Raw genomic sequence first — 22,212 nt, 5'->3', positions numbered from 1 at the left:
CCGAAGAGCGAGGTGAAAACCTCGCCCTGCAAACAGACGGGACAGCGTTGGAGGAGAAGGGCCCAGAGGCGATGCATCAAGTCACTCATAACGAAATAATCATTCGGGATAATAAACGTTGATGTTTTTGTGGTCGATGAAAACATGATCCATGTAGACTGCGGGCGGCGTTGATTCTCCCCGAAGAATATGGAGCGCCAGATCCATCAATTTCTCACCGTAGCGCTCCGGCATGAACGCCGTCGACCCAATGATGCGCGTGTTGCGTCGCCGCAGCTCCTCCCGAACCATTCGGTCGGCCCCCTGTCCAACAATGGCAAGATCGTGCTCGCGGTTCAGGCGGCGCGCAGCGCGCAGTGCACCGATGGCGGCGTCGTCGTTGAAACAGATTACGGCGATGCGTCGGGCCTCCGGCATACGTAGCAGCGCCTGATAGGTTTCAGCTTCGCTGACGGCGCTGGTGTTGCCACTATTTAACATCACTTTGCGCTCATTTGGAACCGGCCCCAGAATCTCTTCAAAGCCGTGAATCTGCCCTTCGATACGTGCTTGGGGTAGTGAGCCAGCGCGTGGCTCCTCCAGCACGATCAAATAATCGAACCTGCCCTGCCAGTGATGTTGCACCCATTTCCCAAGCGCAACGCCTGCCAGATGACCTGAGTAATAATTATCCACCCCGAAAAATGTAGCGCCCACCATCGGAATGTCGACGGCGATCACTGGGATGCCAGCGCGCCGGAATCTGTTCATGAGTGCAGCTCCCATATTTGCGTCGATCTGATATTCGATGACCAGTTGGACGCCTTTGGCGATGAAGTTATCGGCAACCTGCAGCGCGCGCTCTCCGCTGAGTTGGTTGTCGGCGAGCACCAACTCCACATTGCGATGCCGTCTGGCAGCGCGTTCAAGGCTGCGCCGCACATCGACGGCGAAAGGCAGCTCTTCGCTTAGATTCGCAAAACCGATTTTGAAAGTCGACTCTGTATGCTGGCCCGAAAGATTGACCACGGTGTTCTCGCCACAGATTGTCAGATCAAGGGGAAGATGGCGCAGTTGTTCGATTTGCTCGGCTGAAATACGACTATCCACAAAGAGTCGATGAATGCGCTCGATGGGCGCAACGGATGTCAACCCTTTCCGTCCCAATTGCGGCGCCTCAATCAACGCGATTACTTCGTCGGCGGCGTCCAGCATCGCTCGCGTGAGATGCGCTTTCTCCAGGTCATTGTCGACCAACCCCATGTCCATCGTAAAACCTGCGCCGGAAACAAACGCAAGGTGGATGTGAAGATCGTGAAGCAGGGCTGCGCCGAGGAGACCGGAGGTGGCGCCACCGTCGCTGCGCACCAACCCTCCGATCAATATGACTGCGAACGAATCGTGCTGAGCCAGCTGCCGGGGAATTTCCAAATCGTTTGTCACAACGGTGAGCCGACGACGCGTCTGAAGGTAAGGCGCCATCGCGCGCGTCAGAGGAGCCGCATCGAGCAAAATCGTGTCTCCGTCCTCGACGAGATCCGCCGCTCGATTTGCGATCCACCGAGCAAAAATATCTCCCTGAGCGGAAAAATGGAGCGAGTTGTTGGCAGGGGACGCCGTCGCCACAGGAACAGCGCCGCCTCGCACACGACGCACCTTGCCTTCCTCTTGCAAGAAGGTGAGATCTGTGCGCACTGTCGTCTCGGTGACATGAAGCATCTTGGCAAGCTCAGAGACGCGCACGCCAGGGTGTTGATGTAGCAAACGAAGGATTTGTTGACGTCGTTCAAAGGCAATCATGCGTATGGACATCTTCTCCGATTGCCGGCGCTGTTTGGTGTTGATGCTCCGAGGTCGAACAAAGCGAGAAGAAATTACATAACAGTTATGCAATTCTTTTTTTTATTTTCAAAAGGGTATTGACATGCGATATAGAGTTTGCTATATTATTCATCAAACTCCATTAAAAATCAATAACATTCAAAAATTCTCGGAAGTGCGTTAGCGCTCCACGAGACGATTGCACTGCGTTAATTTACGTCCATTTCGACAAATTTGCGCAGCGTTCGTCAGCGTTTCATCCGCCTTCCGGCTTCTCCTCAACTGCACTGACGCAGGAAAGGTTATATGACAGAGTCAGTTTCTTTTCAAAGGCGCGCCCGCGTGGGTGTTTTTGGCATTGGTCTGGCCGCTTACTGGCCGCAATTCGAGGGATTGCGTGAACGATTGATCGGCTATCAGCAAGAGGTCGAACGGCGTCTCGCTGCGGTGGGCGCCGAAGTTGTTTCCGCTGGATTGGTGGACACAGCGCCGGCTGCTAAACAGGCTGGCGACTATTTCGCCGCCAACAACGTGGATCTGATTGTGTGCTACGTAGGCACCTATGCTACGTCTTCGCAGGTGTTGCCCGCAGTGCAGCGACGTCGCGCACCGGTATTGGTGCTGAACCTGCAGCCGACGCCGGCGCTCGATTATCCCAACACCGACACTGCCGAATGGTTGGCGAATTGCTGCGCCTGCTGCGTGCCGGAAATCTCCAACGCATTCGCCCGCAGCCGCATTCAGTTCAACGTGGTTTCCGGCCTGCTCTTTCCGGCGGAAGGCCATGCCGGACAATATTATGAGCGTGGCTGGCGTGAAATCGAAGAATGGATTCAAGCGGCTGGCGTCATGCGGGAATTGAACTACGCGCGCATCGGCTTTTTGGGGCACACCTATCCGGGCATGCTTGACATGTATTCCGACTTCACCATGCATCATGCTCAGCTGGGCGCCCATATTGAAATTCTGGAAATGGATGACCTTCACGTGCGCGTGCAGTCGGCGACGGAAGCAGAAATCGCCGCCAAAATCGACGAAATCAAGAGGGTGTTCGACATTGCTGCGCCAGGCAAAGACAAAATCTCGCAGCCGGTGACCGAAGAGGCGCTGCGCTGGTCGGCGACGGTGGCGGTTGGTCTCGACAAACTCGTGAACGATTTCAACCTCAACGGCCTCACCTACTACTATCGAGGCCTCAATGGCAACGAGAATGAAGAGTTAGGCGCCTCGCTGATTGTAGGCAATTCTTTGCTGACCGCCAGAGGAATTCCGGCTTCGGGCGAAGGCGACCTGAAGACCTGCATCGCCATGCTGATCATGGATCGGCTGGGCGCCGGCGGCTCTTACACCGAATTTTATGCGATGGACTTCAATGAAGATTTTATTTTGATGGGACATGATGGGCCAGGCCACGTCAAAATCAGCGCCGAACGTCCGGTGCTGCGCGGGTTGGGGCTTTTTCATGGGAAGCGCGGCTACGGCCTTTCCGTTGAGTTCAATGTGCGCACCGGACCGATCACCATCCTCGGCATGACGCAGACCGCAGATGGCCGCCTGAAGATGCTGGCTGCAGAGGGCGAATCGATTCCGGGAAGTCGGCTGGAGATCGGCAACACCAATTCCCGACTGCGCTTTGGCCTCGACCCCGCAACCTTTATGGATCGCTGGTGCGAACACGGGCCGACCCATCACGTAGCGCTGGGCGTCGGGCATCAGGTGGACAAGATTCGCAAGCTGGCGCGCTTGCTCGGCATCGAGCTGGCGGTCATCGGCTGAAGGGAGCGGCGTGTGAAACGAATTGGCTTCGTCCTCAAGGTCAAAAGAGAAAAGATCGACGAATACAAAGAGCATCACCGTCACGTGTGGCCGGAAATGTTGGACGCGCTGCGCGAGGCAGGCTGGCGCAATTACTCGCTTTTTCTCAATGAGGATGGCCTTCTGTTCGGCTACTTTGAGACGCCGCACGACCTGGAAACCGCTATTGCCAGAATGGCCGACAAAGAAGTCAACACCCGCTGGCAGCAGATGATGGCGCCTTACTTTGAATCGCCCAACAATGCCCGGCCCGACCAGATGTTGATCGAACTGGAAGAAGTTTTTCATTTGGATTGAAAAATAGATCGGCTAGCTCCATGACGCTCGATGCAATTTTTGCTTCTTTCACAAACCCACCCAAAGAATATTCTCCGGTCCCCATCTGGTGGTGGAGCGGCGAACGTTTAGATCGCCAGCGCTTGCGCTGGCAATTAGAGCGCTTCGCCGAGGGAGGCGTCTACAATTTGATCGTTCTGAACCTGGCGCCGACCGGCCCTCTTTACGGCGCCGACGCCGATGATCCTCCCTTTCTTTCCGAGGCGTGGTGGGAAATTTTCCTGGGAATGTGCGAGGATGCACGCCAACTGGGCGTGCGCATCTGGTTTTATGATCAGCTAGGCTTTTCCGGCGCCAATTTTCAGGGCGAAGTTGTGCGCGAGACGCCTCGATTTGCTGGTCAGTGGTTGGAAAGCATCGTCTACGAGGGGGAAGAGCGCACCGAATTGATCTGCCCTCCTGAGGGGATTCCGCTGGCAGCCGGCGTTACGCCGCTGGACGCCCAGGGTCAACCTGCAGGAGCGGTTACGCCGCTGCCTCTGCGGGATGGGCGGCTGACGGTGGAGGCTGGAAAAGGACGGCGCGCCCGGCTCGTCTATGCAGTGCGTCGCGGCTTCGACTATTTCAACCCTGAGGGTTGTGCGAAGCTGCTCGATAAAGTGCACGGCGAGTTTGAACGGCGCGCAGGCCATCTCTTCGGTGAGGTCATCGTTGGCTCGTTCCAGGATGAGCTGCCTTCGTTGGCCACGTGGGGAGAGGATTTCGCCGCCGCCTTTTTGACTCAAACAGGGTATGACATTCTGCCTCGCCTCGTTGCGTTGTGGGATGGGCGAGGCCCGGATGCGGATCGGCTGCGCGCCGACTATCATCGCGTGCGCGCTGCGCTGGCTGAAGAAGCGTTCTTCAAGTCGCTTTTTGCGTGGCATGAACGCCATGGACTTCTCTGCGGATTTGATCAACAAGGGCCTGCACGCGCAGGGCACCCGATCGCCTCGGTGTATTTCTACGCAGACTACCTGCGCACGCACCGTTGGTATACAGCGCCAGGCAGCGATCATCACGGCGAGGCGAAAATTCACAGCTCTCTTGCACACTTGTACGGGCGACCGCGCGTCTGGATCGAAGCGTTTCACACCACCGGTTGGGGCGGCACCCTTGAAGAGACTTTCGACTGGCTGCTCCCTTGGCTGCGCGCAGGCGCAACCCTCTACGATCCGCATGCCGTCTACTATAGCACGCGCGGCGGATGGTGGGAGTGGGCGCCGCCTTCTACATGCTGGCGTCAACCCTACTGGCGTCATTATTCACATTTTTCGCGTGCGGTCAGCCGCCTTTGCTATGTTTTGAGTCAAGGACATCATGTTTGCGACATCGGCTTGCTCTTTCCTGCGACGACGGTGCAAGCCGGATTGCCCCCAGATGCCCAGCCTCTGCCCGAAGCCCAGGCAGCTCATGATTGTTATCAAAAATTGGTCGGCAGCATGTTTTGGCAAAACATGCAACCCGGCGTACTCGACCGCGATCGCCGCGATTATGATGTTATCGATGATGATTCCCTTCAGCGCGGCCATGTGAAAGACGGCTCTATTGTCATTGGCGCTGAGAAGTATCGGGTGATAGTTCTGCCGGGGTGTCGGGCGCTAGAGGCGAAGAGTGCAGAAAGACTGCTCCACTTTGTTGAGGAAGGCGGTCAGTTGATCGCTATCGGCGCTGCGCCGGAATTGAGCGTTGGGGATGCCAATGACGCCATTGTGCGCTTACGACAATGTTTCGCAGATGGCCGCGCCCGATGCATCGATGACGCCGAGGCTCTGCCCGCTGCATTAGCCTCGTTGCCGCGCACGGTCGATGCGCCTGTTCCGGTGTTGCATCGACGCATTGACGGCTGTGACGTCATCTTTGCACCGGCGGCGTTTCCCTACGCTACACGTCAGCGCGACAATCGTTCCTGGCTCGATGTCCACTACACCTTCGATCCGGCTGACTATCACCGCACCATGCAGGTGACGCTGCGCGGAAAGCACGGGAGGCCGGAGCTTTGGGATCCGTTTGGGGGCGATCGTCGTCCCTTGCACGCAGTTCGGAACGGTGACAGTGTAACGGTTGAAATCCCCTTTGATAGAGGGCCAGCCGCATTGATCGTCTGGCCTGAAGAATCGAAACAAATTGAGGCGGCTCCCGTCACCCAACAGAGCGCCGTGACGGTGCTGGAAGAATTGACGGAGGGTTGGCTTTCCGTCCTAGAACCGACGATCGACAATCGCTTCGGCGATTTTGCGCGGCCTGCGCACCCGGGCGCGCCGCCTGTCCAGACCTGGCGCTTTGCACACCGCGTTGAAAGCCAGGGGGAGGATGGACTCTCCGCCGGCTGGCATTCCAGAAACTGGCCTCCATCTGAAACAGCGCAAGTGCTGGCTACTTTCGGCCCCCAAGGATGGTTTCTCGGTCCTTTGCAGCCTGGAGAGGCGCCGCCTCCACTCGCTGCATTGGCGGCAGGAGACGATCCACTCCAGGTTGCGGGGTGGCGTCCTGTAGTCTATTCACTTTCGCGAGGCGCGGATCACGATCCAATTCATAAATCCTGGCTTGGCCCGAAGGGTCATGTGCCTGAGGAGTTTCTGCTGTTTGGACGTCTGGACGCCGGGCAAGCTGTGCAATTTCGCACCAGCGTCTGGATGGATCAAGCGACCGAGCTGACATTTGCGTTGGGCGCACCGGCGGCCAAACGGCTTTGGATCAACGGCGTAGACGCCGGAGACGCGCCGCAGGGCTACTGGTGGATGACGCCTGTGCAGTTCAAGGCAGGGGTGAACATCGTCGAGTTTCGCCTGACTGCCGAAGAAGCGGTTAACCTCAGGGCGTCTTGGGCGTTGGTGCGGGCGCCGGAGCGCTATGCCCGGCCTGAGTGGATGACGACTCCCGACGAGCCGAGCAAGTACGCCCGGCTTGTATTCTCCTGCGAAATCGACGCGCCTTTCGCACCGCTGCACAGCGTTGTACAGGTGGGAGCAGATGCCCCTTGTCGCGTGCTGGTGAATGGCGTTGAAATCGGACGACAGGGCGGCTTTGACCCGTATTACAGCCTGATGCGCGTCCAACCGTACGACATTCCCAACCTGACGCAAGGGAAGAATCGCATCGAGCTAGAAATTCAAGATATGGGTTGGAAGCCGGCGATAGTGGTGGACGGCGTCATCACAGGCGCAGAGGGTCAGCGCTTCACATGGAGAAGCGATTCAAGCTGGCAGGTGCAGCGCAACGATGAAACTCCGCTTCCTGTTCAGCTCCGTCGCCGTCAGTGGGCGGATGCGCCCTCAGGAGCAATTCCGGTTGACATGGATCCTGCCTTTTCGCACCTATGGCGGCGTCCACATCCGCTCCCCAATGCACACTGGCTGGAGGACTTCCCCGCTGACGATACAGTTGTGGATGTCGCCCCCGATCCATTTGCAGGCCTCAGGCGAGTCGAGTGGCTGCGTTGGGTGGCGCCGCCAGGCGCCGTGGAAATGACGATTCCAGTGCAGGGGCGGGCGCGTGTTTGGGTCGATGGCGTCGAGAAACCAGTCGATAACGCCGGTTGCGTTCTGCTCGGCGATGAAGCGTCTGGACCGCGCAATGTGGTGATGCGTATTGAGCCTGCGCCTGGTTGTAGCGGTGGACGTCTCTTGAGCGGACCCGTCACCTATCGCGTTGGCACCGGTAAGATCGCGCTTGGCAAATGGGCAGACCAGGGGTTGGAAAGCTATTCGGGAGGAATGCGTTACCGTCGCAAGGTGACGCTCAACGCTATCTCCAAGGGAGAAATTTGGCTTGATTTGGGGCGTGTGCGGGGCGTTGCAGAAGCATGGGTGAATGGAAAATTTGTCGGAGTGCGAGTCTTGTCTCCGTACCGTTTCGATGTGACCGATCTGTTGACAACCGGCGAAAACGATATTGAGATCGTCGTACTTAACACGCTGGCGCCTTATCTCGATGTGCAAAGCCCTACTTCCTACATCTTTCCCGGCCAGTGCGATTCTGGGCTGATAGGCCCCGTCCGTCTGATTGTGCGTAGGATGGATTGAACTTCGTTTGCAGCAAATTCTTGATCGAGAAATCGCTCTTTTGATCAAGATTGCGGAGTGTTCGTTTCTGTTGACATTTCTCACAAAAGGAAGGGAGAACGTATGAAGCTGCTGAAAATCATCGCTTTGCTTATGATTCTGAGCCTTTTGCTCGCCGCCTGTGCTCCCGGTCCTGAAGCTCCTGCAGCGCAGGCGCCCGCCGAGCAACCCGCCGCCGCCCCTGCCGCAGAGGTGGTGAGGGAGGCGCCCAGCCTGGCTGCAGCCGTGGCCGCCGGCACGCTGCCCCCTTTGGAAGAGCGTTTGCCCAAGGTGCCTTTTGTGGTCGGCCCAGGCGTGTTGTTGACTGAAGAAGATTTGCCGGACTGGAGGCCGGGACGCTATGGCGGCACCTTGAATTCTGCTCACAGCGTCGCCGACTGGGCGCCCGATGTTTTCGTCATGCTCAATGAGCCGTTGCTCTCTGCGCCAGGCATCGGCGTGCAGGGCATCCGCGGCAACGTGCTGGAGAGCTTTGAAGTGAGTGACGACAACACGGTGTTCACCTTCAAGCTGCGTGAAGGACTGAAATGGTCGGATGGAACGCCGGTTACGATGGAAGATGTGCGCTTCACCTGGGAGAACATCTACGGCAACGAGAAACTCTTCCCACAGGGGGTGCCTGCCCGCTTCCGCACCGGCTATGATCCGGCGGGCGACCCGATGACCCTGGAGATTCTTGACGACTACACCTTCCGCCTGACCTCCACAGCCCCCTACGGCGGTTTCTTGCGCAACATCACGATTGAAGGTTGGAATGGCTACACCGTGCTCATCAATCCCAGCCATGTGCTCAAGAAGTGGCATCCTGACTTCACACCGATCGAGGAAATGCAGGAAGAACTCCGGGCGAACAACCTGACCGATGAGTGGTGGCAGCTCTTCCGCCAGCAGAAGTGGTGCGAGAACTGGCATGTCACCGCCGACCGCTGCATCGGCTATCCGACGCTCAACCCCTGGATCTCTGTCCGCTCCGAGACGCCCGGCGTCAAGGTCTTTGACCGCAATCCGTACTACTGGAAGGTGGACACTGAGGGCAAACAACTGCCATACATCGATCGCATTGTTTCGGTGCAAGTCGAAGACGTCGAGATGGTCAACCAGCGCGTGCTTGCGGGCGACGTCGACTTCCTGAGAGAGAGCACTGCATTGGTGAAGGTGCCTCTGTATAAGGAAAATGAAGAGCGAGGCGGCTTCCGCACCATCTTGCTCGATATGCACGTGGATTCCAGCATCCTCTACTTCAACATGACCTACAACGATGAGACCTGGCGCAAGGTGACGCAGGACTTGCGCTTCCGCCAGGCGGTCAGCCTCGCGATTGACCGTGATGAGATCATTGAAAGCGTCTACTATGGGTTTGCCAGCAAACCTTTGGTGAGCGTAGGCGAAGAATTCTCGCAGTATGACGTGGCCCGGGCTAATGCGCTGCTCGACGAGATGGGGATGACGGAGCGCGACGCCAACGGCTTCCGCATGGTGGACGGTAAGCCTTTCCCGATTCTGGTCGAACACGCTGCCCATGCTCCTGACATTGCACCGGTGTCAGAGCTGCTGGCGGAGCAACTGAAAGCGGTGGGCCTCAACCTGCAGGTGAAGCGCATCGACCCGCAACTGTGGGGGCAGCGCATCCTTGCCAACGAAATGCAAGCTACCGTGTTCTGGGGGCACGACCAAGGCTGGGACAGCGATTACAGCGGCAGCGAGGGCGCGGCGAATCGCTCATTCCGGCTTTGGTCCCTGTGGCATCTGACCAACGGCGCCGAGGGCGAGGAGCCGCCACAGTGGGTGAAAGACATGTATGCCCTCGACGCAGCGCGCTGGAGCGCAGTCTCCGGGTCGGACGAGTACAATCGCCTCAAGGAGGAAACCTACGCCTGGGTGCGCGCCAACCTGCCTCGCATCACGGTTGTGGAGAAAGTGAAGTATCCGATGATTGCCAACAAGGATCTTAGAAATGTGGCGAGCGCCGGATATGCCATCGCTTCCAATTTTGCCGGCGAGCAGCTTTGGTTTGACCGGTGATGGGCAGCTCTTCGTAGGGGAACCGTCTTGGGAGAGATAGCGCAAAATTTGCTCCAGGGAACAGGATCGCTCTGAATTGCTACAGAACAGCGACATCCGAAGGACTGTGATGTTGCTGTTCTGTAGCATCATCCTGGGTGGATTGCGATTGGAATATAAGGAGGTGAGTTTTCCATGCTTGTTTACATCATCCGTCGTCTGATCATGTTGATACCGATTCTATTTTTGGTTTCGTTCATCGCATTTTTCGTGATTGAGCTCCCGCCAGGCGACTGGATGACGACGTACGTTTCTCAACTGCGCGCTTCCGGCATTGAGCTTTCAGAGCAAGAGGCGCAGCGCCTATCTGAACTCTATGGCTTCGACCAGCCGATGTACGCCCGATATCTCAAATGGGTGCAGGGAATCGTGTTGCGCGGAGATTTCGGTTGGTCGTTTCAGTGGGGAAAGCCGGTGAGTGAGGTGATCGCGGAACGGCTTCCGGTCACCCTGGCAATCTCTCTAATGGCTTTGATTTTTTCTTGGCTGATTGCAATTCCGATCGGGATTTACTCCGCCACTCACCAATATTCTTTCGTCGACTACCTGGCGACCTTCATAGGATTTATTGGATTGGCGACGCCGGGCTTTCTCTTGGCGCTGATTTTGGCCTGGGCAGTGTATGAATTTTTTGGATTTTCAGCATTAGGACTTCACTCCAGAGAATATCTGGACGCTCCATGGAGCGTAGCTAAAGTGCTCGATATGTTAAAGCATATGATCTTGCCACTGGTAATTATTGGAATGTCCAGTGCAGGATCAATCATTCGCGTGCTTCGCGCCAATCTACTCGACGAGCTCAAAAAACAGTATGTCATCACCGCACGCTGCAAAGGAATGTCAGAGATTCAGTTGCTGTTTAAGTATCCGGTTCGACTGGCGCTAAACCCTGTCTTTAGCACGATCGGTTGGCTTTTGCCCGCTATTTTCGCCGGTGAAGTATTAATTTCGATCGTATTAAGCGTGCCTTCTATCGGTCCGCTCTTGCTGCGTTCTACTTTAGCGCAGGACACTTATCTGACCGGCAGCATTGTGCTGATCTTGAGCGCCCTGACGATCTTTGGCACGCTTCTTTCGGATATCTACCTGGCGTGGGCCGATCCACGCATCCGCTACGGAGGTCTCAGCAGATGAGCACCCAGATTTCCAAACCCGCCGAGCAAAGGCTTGGCAATGACAGCCCACCGGCCAACTCCACTTTAGTCGATGAACTGGAAGATCTCAGCATCGGCGCCATTGAAGAGCGACTAGAAGCCGTCAGCGAGCGATTTTACTATGCTAGCCAGTGGCAACTGATCTTATGGAGGTTTCAACGTCATCGATTGGCGGTGCTCTCGCTAATCTTACTGGTGATTCTGTACTTGCTCGCGGCGTTCGCCGAATTCTTCAGCCCTTACCTGGCCACCTCCCGTTTTACAGGTCTGCAGATGGCGCCGCCCACCAGGATCCACATCTTCCACGAAGGCAAGCTCCATCGCCCCTTTATCTATGCGCCACAGAGGTCGCTCGATCCGGAGACGTTCCGATACATCTTTGTCGAAGATACAAGCACACCCTATCCAATTTTGTTCTTTACTCAAGGTGAGGAATACAAACTCTGGGGGTTATGGAGCGCCAATCTGCGTTTGTTCGGCACTGGCCCAGACGCCCCGCCGATCATGTTGTTCGGCTCGGATCCGCTGGGGCGCGATATTTTCTCTAGAACGATTTATGGCGCGCGCATTTCATTGACCATCGGCTTGCTCGGTGTAGCGATCAGCTTTGTGATCGGCGTCATTATCGGCGGAATTTCCGGATATTTCGGCGGCACGATCGATGAGGTGATTCAACGATTGATCGACGTGATTATTTCGATCCCGCTGATTCCCTTCTGGATGGCTCTGTCGGCGGCGCTTCCGCGCAACTGGACGACAGTGCAAACCTTCTTTGCCATTACATTGATTTTGGCTGCCGTCAACTGGACAGGGCTGGCGCGCGTTGTGCGTGGAAAACTGCTGGCCTTGCGCGAAGAGGATTACGCGCTGGCGGCGCAGGTGGCCGGCGCCAGCAAACCGCGCATCATCTTCCGCCATTTGCTGCCAGGCTTCACGAGCCATCTGATCGTCTCGATCACGCTGTCGATCCCAGTCGCCATTTTGGGTGAGACGGCGCTCAGCTTTTTGGGTCTGGGCATCCAGGCGCCCGCGGTCAGTTGGGGCGTGCTGCTGCAGGATGCACAGGATTTGATGGTGGTGGCGCAGCAGCCGTGGCGTCTCATCCCGGCGATCTTTGTGATCGGCGCCGTGTTGCTCTTCAACTTTGTCGGCGATGGACTGCGCGACGCCGCCGATCCCTATTCGACATGAAATGACGTTGAGAGATTGGCATCTGACAGGTTGAACACATCATGCAAACCACGAAGAATGTCCTGGTCGAGATAGAGGACTTAAAAGTCGAATTTCGTCTTCACGAAGGCACCGTTCACGCCCTTGAAGGCGTCAGCCTTCGCATCCCGCAGGGACGAACACTGGGCGTCATCGGCGAGAGCGGTTCAGGCAAATCGGTGACTGCACAGGCGATTATGGGCATTATCCCCTCGCCTCCGGGCAAGATTGTTCAGGGGCGGGTGCGCTTGTACCTGCCGGAAAATGGCAGCGAACGCGTCGTGGACGTCACAGAGTTGCCACCGAACGGCGCCGAAATCCGTCAGATACGCGGCAAAGAGATTTCCATGATTTTTCAAGAACCGATGACCTCCTTTAGCCCTGTTCACACGATCGGCGATCAGATCATGGAGGCCATCCGCATTCATTATCCAGAAGTGAGCAAAAAGGAGGCGCGCGAACGCACGATCGAAATGATGCGTCGCGTTGGCATCCCGCGTCCGGAGCAGCGCGTGGATGCTTATCCGTTCCAGTTTTCCGGCGGCATGCGTCAACGCGCCATGATCGCCATGGCGCTCATCTGTCATCCTCGGTTGGTGATCGCCGATGAACCCACGACGGCGCTGGACGTGACGATCGAGGCGCAAATTTTAGAGCTGCTTCAGGATCTGCAGAAAGAGTTTGGCATGTCGATCATGTACATCAGCCACGATTTGACCGTGGTTGGCGGCATAGCGGATGAAGTCGTCGTGATGTACTTAGGGCTGGTGATGGAGCAGGCGGCCACCGATGAGCTGTTTGACAATCCATTGCATCCCTACACACAGGCGTTGTGGCGCTCCATCCCCACCATCGACGGTGAGCTTGAGCGTCTGTCGCCTATCCGCGGTGCGCTGCCGAGTCCTTTTGCGGTGCACAAAGGATGCCCTTTCTATTCCCGCTGTGAAAAGCGCATTCCAGGCGTCTGTGAGGTTTCGCGCCCGCCGATGATCGAGGTGCGTCCCAATCACTGGGTGCGTTGCTTCCTGTACTCTGAGTAGGAAGAAGGACAGAACCATGAACGTGTATAAAGACATGCTTCTCAAGGTGGAAGGGCTTTGCAAGTATTTCCCGCTGCAGAGAGGTTTTCTGCGTCGCACCGTCGGTTATATTAAGGCCGTCGACAATCTTTCTCTCGACGTGCGCCGCGGAGAAGTATTGGGCGTGGTCGGCGAAAGCGGCTGCGGCAAAACGACGCTGGGCCGCTGCATTGTGCGCGTTTATGAACCGACCGATGGTCAGATGACCTTGTACGTCGATGGCCGTGAGTTATCCCTCACCGAGCTGAGCGGTGAAGAGATGCGGCTTTTTCGTCGTTCGGTGCAGATGATCTTTCAGGATCCGTTCGCTTCGTTGAACCCACGCATGAGCATATTGGAGACGGTGGGTGAACCTCTGCTGGTCAACAAGATCGCCAGCGGACGAGAGTTGGAAGAGCGCGTAGCGAAGGTAATCCAACAGGTGGGGCTGCGCGTCGAACACCTGCGTCGCTATCCGCACAGTTTCAGCGGTGGTCAACGTCAGCGCATCGGTATTGCAAGAGCATTGGTGGTGGAGCCAAAACTCGTAGTGGCCGACGAGCCGGTTTCTGCGCTGGACGTTTCGATTCAGGCGCAAATTCTCAATCTGCTCAAGGATCTGCAGGAGCAGCAGAACCTCACCTACATTTTTGTCTCTCATAACATGGCGGTGATCCGCTATATCAGCGACCGGATTGCGGTCATGTATGCAGGCAAGTTGGTTGAGCTCGGCCCCAAGCATGAATTGCTCACGCGTCCCAAACACCCCTACACCGAACTGCTGCTGGCGGCCGTGCCGCGCACGGTGGAGAGGCGTCGTGGCCAACGCACGGTGACGCCAGGAGAGCCCCCCGATCTGGCGCATTTGCCTTCAGGTTGCGTCTTTCGCACGCGCTGCAAATATGCAAAAGAGCGTTGCGCCGAAGAAGAGCCCCAACTGCGCGAGCTGGAGACGGGCTATTTTGTCAGTTGTCATTTCGCCGAAGAGCTTACTTTGAGCGGGGTCGCTCCACGTGTCCAATCTTTCGCAGCATAACGCCGGGCAAAGGTTCGTACATCCTTCCTGGCGGGTTTATCTCCTCGCCTATGCGCTCTGGCTCCTCACATTTCTGCTTGGACTGGTCGTCGCCTTCTTTGCCCGCGACCTCTCCCAGATGGCGATGCTCTTTACGCCTTGGGATCGCTATCTCGTGCATCTGGTCAATCAAGTCAGCGTCGTAGTGCTGGTTGTGCTGCTGGTGATATTGGTGGTGGTCACCGAGGCGTACTATCGAAATGGTGTATCACAACGCGATCTCTGGATACGATTTACGCGCGTACTCGGCGTTTTAGCGCTCATTCTCGCAGCCGTGCAGGCCTTTCGACTCGTCCTCGAGCTATCTGTTGGCGCCGTGAATCTGATCACTGTCCTCATGCTTGTCTTTGCGCTTTTAACTTCTGGCTGGACACGCGCAATAGTCCAGCCCCGTCCTCGGAGCGAGACTGCACAAGCCGTCTTTTCGGCGCAGAGAATTCATTCCCGCCTGCTGATTGCAGCGACGTTGACAGTGGGTCTCGCCTTGATTGCGCTCCCAATCAAATCCCCTCTGAACCCCTACGATGAGGGATTAGCACTGGTGAATGGGATGCGCATTGCAAAGGGCGCTGTTCCTTTTCGGGATTATTGGGGCATCTATCCTCCTGGACAGTCCTATGTGCTTGCTGCACTTTTTGGTGTGTTCGAACAAAACGTGCTCGTTGCACGAATTTACGACACGCTGGTGCGGATGGCGCTGGCTTTGATGGTTTATTTGCTTGCAGCACCATTAGTGCAGTCCTGGCGCTGGGCCCTGGCGCCCTTCATGGCCGCAGCCACGTTGTTGGCCGCTGCAACTTTCTATGGATACGCCGTATTTCCAGCGTTGTTTTTTAGCTTTTCAGCGTTGGCGTTGGCCTTTCGATATAGCTGCGTTAGAAGAAAAGGTTGGTTAATCGGCGCCGGATTCCTCATAGGCATCGCTGCTTTCTTTCGACTGGATATTGGTTTTTATACGGCTGTTTCGGTGGGAGCGCTTTTGCTTCTTTCTGGACTTTTATCGGTCGCTGCTCAGGTCAGATGGAGCACTCGTGCAAAACAAACGTTGTTAGACCTGCTCATCGTGGCTGCGCCAGTCCTGTTGATGCTGGTCGGCTTTTATGGCTATCTTGCTGCAGTAGCCGGCTTTGCTCTGTTGATCGATAATTTGCTCATCTTCCCGGCTACGACCTTCCGCGCTGTGCGCTGGCTTCCCTATCCCCCCTTGCTGCCAGATTGGTCAATTTGGCTGCGCAGTGGAGCCATCGATCCGGGGATATACCGCTTTTTGGGCGATTATTTACGTTTCTATCTACCGCTGCTCACGTTTGGTCTTTCGGGGCTATGGCTGCTCTGGCGAAATTGGCGAGCAACGCCCGATGGCTTGAAGCTTTCACGTCGTGATTGTCTGGCGGCGGCGCTTGTCCTGTTGGGCATTGGCCTCTTTATGCAGGCGTTGAGTCGCTATGACGAGATCCACGTGCTGCCCGCCTCGCTGTGCGTAGTGCTTTTGATTGCGTGGTTGGTGCGATCGTTCCTTTCCCTCCGCCAACAGAATTTCGCGGCGGCGCTGGTCGCTCTATTGCTCGTCATTGCAGTCCCTCTTTATTTTCTGGCCCCTTACACCAGGCTCGCCGAGATCGTACGCCACTTTCCACCCCACAGGTGCTACTCTGACAACCCGCGCGCCGGCTGCGTGATGACGCTGCCAGGTCAAGATGAGGTTGTACGGATTTTAGATCGCGAGGATCCGCAGCTTGGGCCGATTTTTTCGGGATTGCTGCGTCACGATAATGTCTTTGTCAATGACGTCAGCATCTATTTCTTGGCCGGTCGCGATAGCGCCACACGCTATCACGAGTTGCATCCCGGCGTTACGACCACGCGTCCGGTGCAACAGGAAATGGTTGCGGAGTTGGACGCCAACAGGCCGCAATGGTTGGTGCTCGCCACGTGGGAAAATCCTAATGAGCCGAACGCCAGCCGATTCAGCAGCGGCGTCAGAATCCTGGATGAGTACATTCGGGAATACTATCGTCGTGAATTCAAGATAGGGATGTATGAGATGTGGCGACGTCAACCGTAATGTCAACTGTAATTTTGAAAATTTATCAGATGTTTTAGCAATCTGAAACCCTGGAGCGAGGAAGAAACATGCTAAAAGTAGCCGTCATCGGCATGGGCAACATCGGCAATATCCACGCGCCGGTCTATCAGGCCGACCCGCTGGCCGAGCTGGTTGCCGTGTGCGATATCATCCCGGAGCGCGCCGACCGGGCGGCCGCCCGCTACGGCGTGCGCGCCTACTACAGCGTCGAGGAGCTGCTCAAACACGAGCAGCTCAACGCCGTGAGCATCTGCACCGCCGGCGTGGAGAACGGCGGCGATCACTTCGAGCCGACGATGCAATGTCTGGAAGCCGGCTTGCACGTGCTGGGAGAAAAACCGATCTCCAACAACATTGAACAGGCGCGACAGATGGTCGCCAAGGCGGAGGAAAAGGGCGTCTATTACGGCATCAATCTCAACCATCGCTTTGTGCCGCCGGCAGCCCGGGCGAAAAAATGGGTCGAAGAGGGGCGCCTGGGCGACCTCTTGCTGATCAACATGACGATGTGGATCAACAACCCGAACGACACTTCACCCTGGTTCCACATCCGCGCCCTGCATCCGCATTCGCTCGACATCATGCGCTATTTCTGCGGCGACGTGGTGCGCGTTCACGCCTTCTTCAACCGGGCGCCGGGGCGAGTCTGCTATTCCAACGTACAGGTGAACTTGCAATTCGCCAACGGCGTCGTCGGCCATCTCACGGGCAGCTACGACGCCAACCCGAGGCACAACCTGGAGCGCTGCGAAGTGATGGGGACCAAGGGCCGCTTTGTGCTCAACAATCTCTACGAAGAACTGACCTTCTATCCGCGCGACTCCGACGAGCTGACGGTGATCCGCAACAGCATCATGGGCGGCCTGAGCGGCTTCAACGCCACCTTCACCAACCGCATCCACCGCTGGCTGGAGCAGATCACGGCGGGCGTCCCACGCGACCAAATCGAGGCCTCCGGTCGCGAAGGATTGGCGGTGCAGGAGATCATTGAGGCGGCGATTCGTTCCTTCCACAGCGGTTGCGCCGAAGCAGTGCCGGTCGGGTAAGCGGCTATCAGGGTGAAGGCATGACGACAAAGCTTGGCGTGGCTGTGCTCAGCTTCGCACACGGGCACGCCGCCATCTATTGTGACCGGCTGGCGACCTACGACGATGTGCGGTTGACAGCCTGTTGGGACAATGATGCGCCGCGCGGGGCAGCGATGGCGGCCCGCTATGGCATGCGCTATTCGCCGCATCTGGAGGATGCGCTCGACGATCCCAACGTGCAGGCGGTGATCGTCGCCTGCGAAACCCACCGTCACGCCGAGATGACGGTGGCCGCCGCGGCCGCAGGCAAGCACATTCTCTGTCAGAAGCCGATGGCGTTGACCCTGGCCGACTGCGACCGCATGATCGCGGCGGTGGAGAGCGCCGGCGTCAAGTTCATGATGGCCTTTCAGATGCGCCACGATCCCTCCAATCAAAAGATCAAGCAGTTGATCGAAGAGGGCGCCGTCGGCAGGATCAGCCTCGTGCGTCGTCGCCATTGCATCCCGGTGCTGCTCAACGAGGCCTTCATCCACGGCCCTACGCGCTGGCATCTCGACCCAGAGAAGAACCTGGGCATGTTTATGGACGACGCCGTGCACGCCGCCGACTTTCTGCACTGGATTCTCGGGTATCCGATGAGCGTCATGGCCGAGATCGGCAACACGGTGACCGATGTGGCGCCCGACGACACGGGCGTAGCCATCTATCGCTATGCGAGCGGCGCCATGGCGGTGCTGGTCAACTCTTCCGTTGCGCTGGCGGGCGAAAACACCTGCGAAGTGTACGGCGACCAGGGCGTCATCATTCAAAACCACGACGATCTCGTTTCGACCAACGTGGCGCTGCCGCCGCATCCCATCGCCCTGAAGCTTTACCGTCGCGGGGAGACGTCATGGCAAGATTTGAACATTCCGATCCCTGCCAGCCACGCCGAGCGCATCGCCGCTGTGCCGCGCGCCTTCATGGACTGCATCCTGCAGGATCGCGAGCCGCCTGCCACGGCGCGGGATGGCCGCGTGGCTGTGGAAATGGTGCTCGCCGCCTATCGCTCCGCGCAAGAGGGGCGGCGCGTCCGCTTTCCATTGCAAGCATGAGCGGCCAGGAGGCGCACAAGGGAAAATTAAAATACTTCTGGGCGTCGAACGTTGTGCAACCAACACAACACGCATCACGCAACACGCAACACGATGAAACGCAACCACCATCCTCTAGAACTTCAAACGTAAAAGGTGACCGCAATGTCCCTGATCACAATCATCGGCCGCGGCCACGGCGGCACGCGCGCCATTTCGCATACGCTGATCGCCAGCAACGTCTTCATGGGCGAGCCGCTCAACCGTTCAGGCGACCTGTTGCCGCCCCAGGCGATGTACGAGGCCTGCCGCGTGCTGGCGCGTTATGTGGTGTGGAAAGGCGGCCTGGAGTGGGATTTCAGCGCGCTGCACACCATGCCGATTCCCGATGAATTCACCGACCTGATTCACACCTACTTGCAAAAAGTCCTGTCGGCCAAGGAGGAGCACAAAGGCTGGAAAATTCCGGAGACAACGCTCGTCTTTCCCTGGATCGTGCGCCTGTTTCCGGAGATCAAATACATCTATTGGGTGCGCAACCCGCGCGACAACATCCTGGCGCGCCATTTGACCGACAATCTCGCCGACTTCGGCGTGCCGCAGCCCGACGCCGAGCAGCTCCTGCGCGAGCGCTACCCCGATCTGGTCGCCCGCGCCGAGACGCCGGAGCAGATGGAGGAGCTGATCTGGCGCATGCGTCGCGCCATCTCCTGGCAATATCAATACGCCATCGTGACGGCGACGCCCAAACCCGCCAACTGGATCGTGGTGCGCTTTGAAGACTTCGTCAATCGTCAAGAAGAGACGCTGGCCCGGCTGGAAGCGTACCTGGGCATCCCGCTGGCGCGCATCATCGTGCGCCCCGAGGCGGTCGGCCGCTACAGCCAGGCCGAAGGCGTCAGCTATTTCGATTTTTTGGAAGCCGGCATGCGCGAGTTCGGCTACGAAATCCCGGAGTAAAACGTGGTGCGTGTTCCGTAGTACGAGCGCCTAACGCAACACACATCACGCACCACCCTTCATTTCAAAACCAGTAGGAAGGAAGATCATATGCCTGCGCGTCGCAATCGCAAACCAAACATCATTCTCCTGGGCATCGACTCGCTGCGGCGAGACCACATGAGCTGCTACGGCTATCATCGCCTCACAACGCCGCACATCGATCGCTTCGCCCAAGAGGGCGTGCTCTTTGAGCAGACCTTCAGCGCCCACATCCCGACGACCAGCGCCTACGCCTCGATGCTGACCGGGCTGGACGTCTTTTCGACGCAGGTGGTGGCGCTGCGCCATAAGGGGCCGCTGCGCCCGGAAGTGAAGACGCTGGCCGAGATTCTGCGCGAGGAAGGCTACAACACCACCTGCGTCGGCTTCACCGGCAACCCCAGCTCGCGCGGCTTCGACAAATATCTGGACTATCCGGCCTGGGGAAGTTGGAACGAAGGACGCAGCCCCAAGGCGCAAAAGCTGAACGAAGTGGCGTTGCCGGAGCTGGAGCGGCTGGCGCGCAAGCGCGAGCCGTTCTTCCTGTTTCTGCGCCACATGGACCCCCATGCGCCTTATCTGCCGCCGGAGCCGTTTGAGCGCATGTTCTACCACGGCAACGAGTGCGACAAGCGCAACAAGTCGATGGAGCCGGTGATGGCGTTCAAACCTTTCCGCGACTTTTTCGCAAGCTGGATGCCGCCGGGCATCACCGACAAGGACTACGTCATCGCCCAGTACGACGGCGCCATCGCCTACATGGACGCCGCCATCCGCAGCATCTTCACCGCCATCGAGGCGCTCGGCCTCACAGAGAACACTATCGTCGTCGTCAACGGCGATCACGGCGAAACGTTGTACGACCACGAATGCTATTTCGACCACCACGGCCTGTACGAGCCGACTTTGATCGTGCCGCTCATCATTCGCTATCCCGGCAAATTGCCTGCAGGCCGTCGCGTCTCCGGCTATAACCAGCACAAAGACCTGGTCCCCACGCTGCTGGAGCTCGCCGGCATCCAGCGCGAGGATCTGCGCTTCGACGGCCGGTCTTTGCTGCCGATGGTGCGCGGGGAGGTGGCTTCGCACGAAAGCGAGTTTTACATCACCGAGTGCACGTGGATGCGCAAACATGGATGGCGCACGCCCAACTGGAAGCTGATCGTGGCGCTGGAGCCGGACTTTCACTTCAAGCCGCCGGTCGAACTGTACAATCTTTTTGAGGACCCGGAGGAGTCGGTCAACCTGGCGGAGACGCAGCCGGAGATCGTGGCCGAGCTGGAGCGGCGCATGCACGCCTGGATCGCCAAACGCGAGGCGGAGACCGGGCTGCCCAACCCGATCTACAATCAACCCGGCTGGCATGGTCACGCAGGCATCGATTACTTCACCAGCTCTCAGCAAGCCTACGACACCCTGCACATCGGCGACCCGGCTCAGGCTGCGCGCTTGCAGTCGCGTTCAAGAGAGTGAGCAAGGAGCCAACGATGATCCGTGCATGCGTGATCGGCATGGGGCCCATCGGCAACCGCCACGCCCGCCTGCTCAAAGAAGATCCACTGGCTGAGTTGGTGGGCGTCTGCGACATCATCCCGGAGCGGGCGGATGCAGCCGCCTCGAGGCTGGGCGTTCCGGCCTTCTACGACACGGAGCAGATGCTGCGCGCTCTGGCCCCGGACATGTGCGTGGTGGCGACGGGCGGTGAGGAATATGGCAGCGATCACTATCTGCCCACCATGCAGGCGCTGGAGGCGGGGTGCCATGTGCTGGGCGAAAAGCCGATCTCCAACCGCATCGATGAGGCGGAGGAGATGGTCGCCAAGGCGCGGGAGAAAGGGCTGTGCTATGGCATCAACTTGAACCATCGCTTCACGCCCGCCGCCTGGCTGGCCAAACGCTGGCAGGAGGAAGGGCGGGTCGGCCATCTGCTCTTTATCAACATGAGCATGTGGATCATGAATCCGCGCGAAAGCTCGCCCTATTTTCAGATCAAAGCGCTCCACCCCCATACGGTGGATATTATGCGCTATTTCGGCGGCGACATTGAGGCGGTGCATTGCTTCGCCACCAAAGCGCCGGGGCGTAAAATCTGGTCCACCGCCACCTTCAACATGCGCTTCAAAAATGGCGCCGTCGGCACCCTGACCGGCAGCTACGACATCGAGCGCGGCCACCCGATGGAGCGCTGCGAGGTGGCGGGCACGAAGGGGCGCTTCGTGATCGAAGATATGTATCGCGAAGCGACGCTCTATCCGGCCGGCAACCTGGAGAAAACTGTCTACACCAACCCGATCTTCGGCGGCATGCGCGACTTCGAGGACACCTTCCGCAACCGGCTGCACCGCTTTTTAGAGCAGCTTACGGAAGGCGCCAGGCCGGAGGAGATCGACGGCTCCGGCGCCGATGCGCTGGCGGCGCAGAAGGTGCTGGCCGCAGCCATCGAGTCGCTGGAGAATGAAACTGTGGTCTATGTGAAATAAACGCAAGAAA

At 57.8% G+C, this 22,212-nt stretch carries 15 protein-coding genes; 14 read left to right on the top strand and 1 reads right to left on the bottom strand.

Going from position 1 to position 22,212, the window contains the following annotated elements:
* Positions 1-99: 99 nt before the first annotated feature.
* Positions 100-1,779, bottom strand: a complete 1,680-nt coding sequence (locus Q0367_RS15980; RefSeq protein WP_363325877.1) for a substrate-binding domain-containing protein — start codon at positions 1,777-1,779, stop codon at positions 100-102.
* 327 nt (positions 1,780-2,106) lie between these two features.
* Between Q0367_RS15980 and Q0367_RS15975 the strand changes: the two genes are divergently transcribed.
* The 14 genes from Q0367_RS15975 to Q0367_RS15910 all read left to right on the top strand — a co-directional run bounded on the left by Q0367_RS15975 (position 2,107) and on the right by Q0367_RS15910 (position 22,202).
* Positions 2,107-3,576, top strand: a complete 1,470-nt coding sequence (locus tag Q0367_RS15975; RefSeq protein WP_298983469.1) for an L-fucose/L-arabinose isomerase family protein — start codon at positions 2,107-2,109, stop codon at positions 3,574-3,576.
* A gap of 12 nt (positions 3,577-3,588) precedes the next feature.
* Positions 3,589-3,912, top strand: a complete 324-nt coding sequence (locus Q0367_RS15970) for an L-rhamnose mutarotase (protein WP_297638279.1) — start codon at positions 3,589-3,591, stop codon at positions 3,910-3,912.
* Positions 3,913-3,932: 20 nt separating this feature from the next.
* On the top strand, positions 3,933-7,955 hold the full coding sequence (locus tag Q0367_RS15965; protein WP_298983467.1) for a glycosylhydrolase-like jelly roll fold domain-containing protein: 4,023 nt from the start codon (positions 3,933-3,935) through the stop codon (positions 7,953-7,955).
* 102 nt (positions 7,956-8,057) lie between these two features.
* The gene (locus Q0367_RS15960; protein WP_298983465.1) at positions 8,058-10,016 is read left to right on the top strand and encodes an ABC transporter substrate-binding protein; all 1,959 of its coding nucleotides are present in this window, start codon (positions 8,058-8,060) and stop codon (positions 10,014-10,016) included.
* Positions 10,017-10,190: 174 nt separating this feature from the next.
* Positions 10,191-11,189 (top strand): ABC transporter permease, encoded by a 999-nt coding sequence (locus tag Q0367_RS15955; RefSeq protein WP_298983463.1) that lies wholly within the window; start codon positions 10,191-10,193, stop codon positions 11,187-11,189.
* A complete protein-coding gene (locus Q0367_RS15950) occupies positions 11,186-12,400 on the top strand; it encodes an ABC transporter permease (RefSeq protein ID WP_298983461.1) in 1,215 nt (404 codons plus the stop codon). The genes Q0367_RS15955 and Q0367_RS15950 overlap by 4 nt, the downstream gene beginning before the upstream one ends.
* A 41-nt stretch (positions 12,401-12,441) precedes the next feature.
* The gene (locus Q0367_RS15945) at positions 12,442-13,458 is read left to right on the top strand and encodes an ABC transporter ATP-binding protein (protein ID WP_298983459.1); all 1,017 of its coding nucleotides are present in this window, start codon (positions 12,442-12,444) and stop codon (positions 13,456-13,458) included.
* A gap of 16 nt (positions 13,459-13,474) precedes the next feature.
* Positions 13,475-14,512 (top strand): ABC transporter ATP-binding protein, encoded by a 1,038-nt coding sequence (locus Q0367_RS15940; RefSeq protein ID WP_298983457.1) that lies wholly within the window; start codon positions 13,475-13,477, stop codon positions 14,510-14,512.
* Entirely contained in the window at positions 14,490-16,616 is a 2,127-nt protein-coding gene (locus tag Q0367_RS15935; RefSeq protein ID WP_298983455.1) for a hypothetical protein, read from the top strand. Before Q0367_RS15940 ends, Q0367_RS15935 begins: the two co-directional genes overlap by 23 nt.
* Before the next feature lie 68 nt (positions 16,617-16,684).
* Positions 16,685-17,683: a Gfo/Idh/MocA family protein gene (locus Q0367_RS15930; protein ID WP_298983453.1), complete on the top strand. Its 999-nt coding sequence runs from the start codon at positions 16,685-16,687 to the stop codon at positions 17,681-17,683.
* A 20-nt stretch (positions 17,684-17,703) separates the two neighbouring features.
* Positions 17,704-18,762, top strand: coding sequence for a Gfo/Idh/MocA family protein (locus Q0367_RS15925; protein WP_298983451.1), 1,059 nt, complete (start codon positions 17,704-17,706; stop codon positions 18,760-18,762).
* A gap of 144 nt (positions 18,763-18,906) precedes the next feature.
* On the top strand, positions 18,907-19,701 hold the full coding sequence (locus Q0367_RS15920) for a sulfotransferase (protein WP_298983449.1): 795 nt from the start codon (positions 18,907-18,909) through the stop codon (positions 19,699-19,701).
* A gap of 90 nt (positions 19,702-19,791) precedes the next feature.
* Positions 19,792-21,195, top strand: a complete 1,404-nt coding sequence (locus Q0367_RS15915; RefSeq protein WP_298983447.1) for a sulfatase — start codon at positions 19,792-19,794, stop codon at positions 21,193-21,195.
* A 14-nt stretch (positions 21,196-21,209) separates the two neighbouring features.
* A complete protein-coding gene (locus tag Q0367_RS15910; protein ID WP_298983446.1) occupies positions 21,210-22,202 on the top strand; it encodes a Gfo/Idh/MocA family protein in 993 nt (330 codons plus the stop codon).
* Positions 22,203-22,212 lie beyond the last annotated feature (10 nt).

This window comes from uncultured Caldilinea sp. (assembly GCF_937128415.1).
GTDB lineage: Bacteria > Chloroflexota > Anaerolineae > Caldilineales > Caldilineaceae > Caldilinea.
The sequence above is the reverse complement of the archived record's forward strand: the minus strand, read 5'-3'. Positions and strand labels throughout refer to the sequence as shown.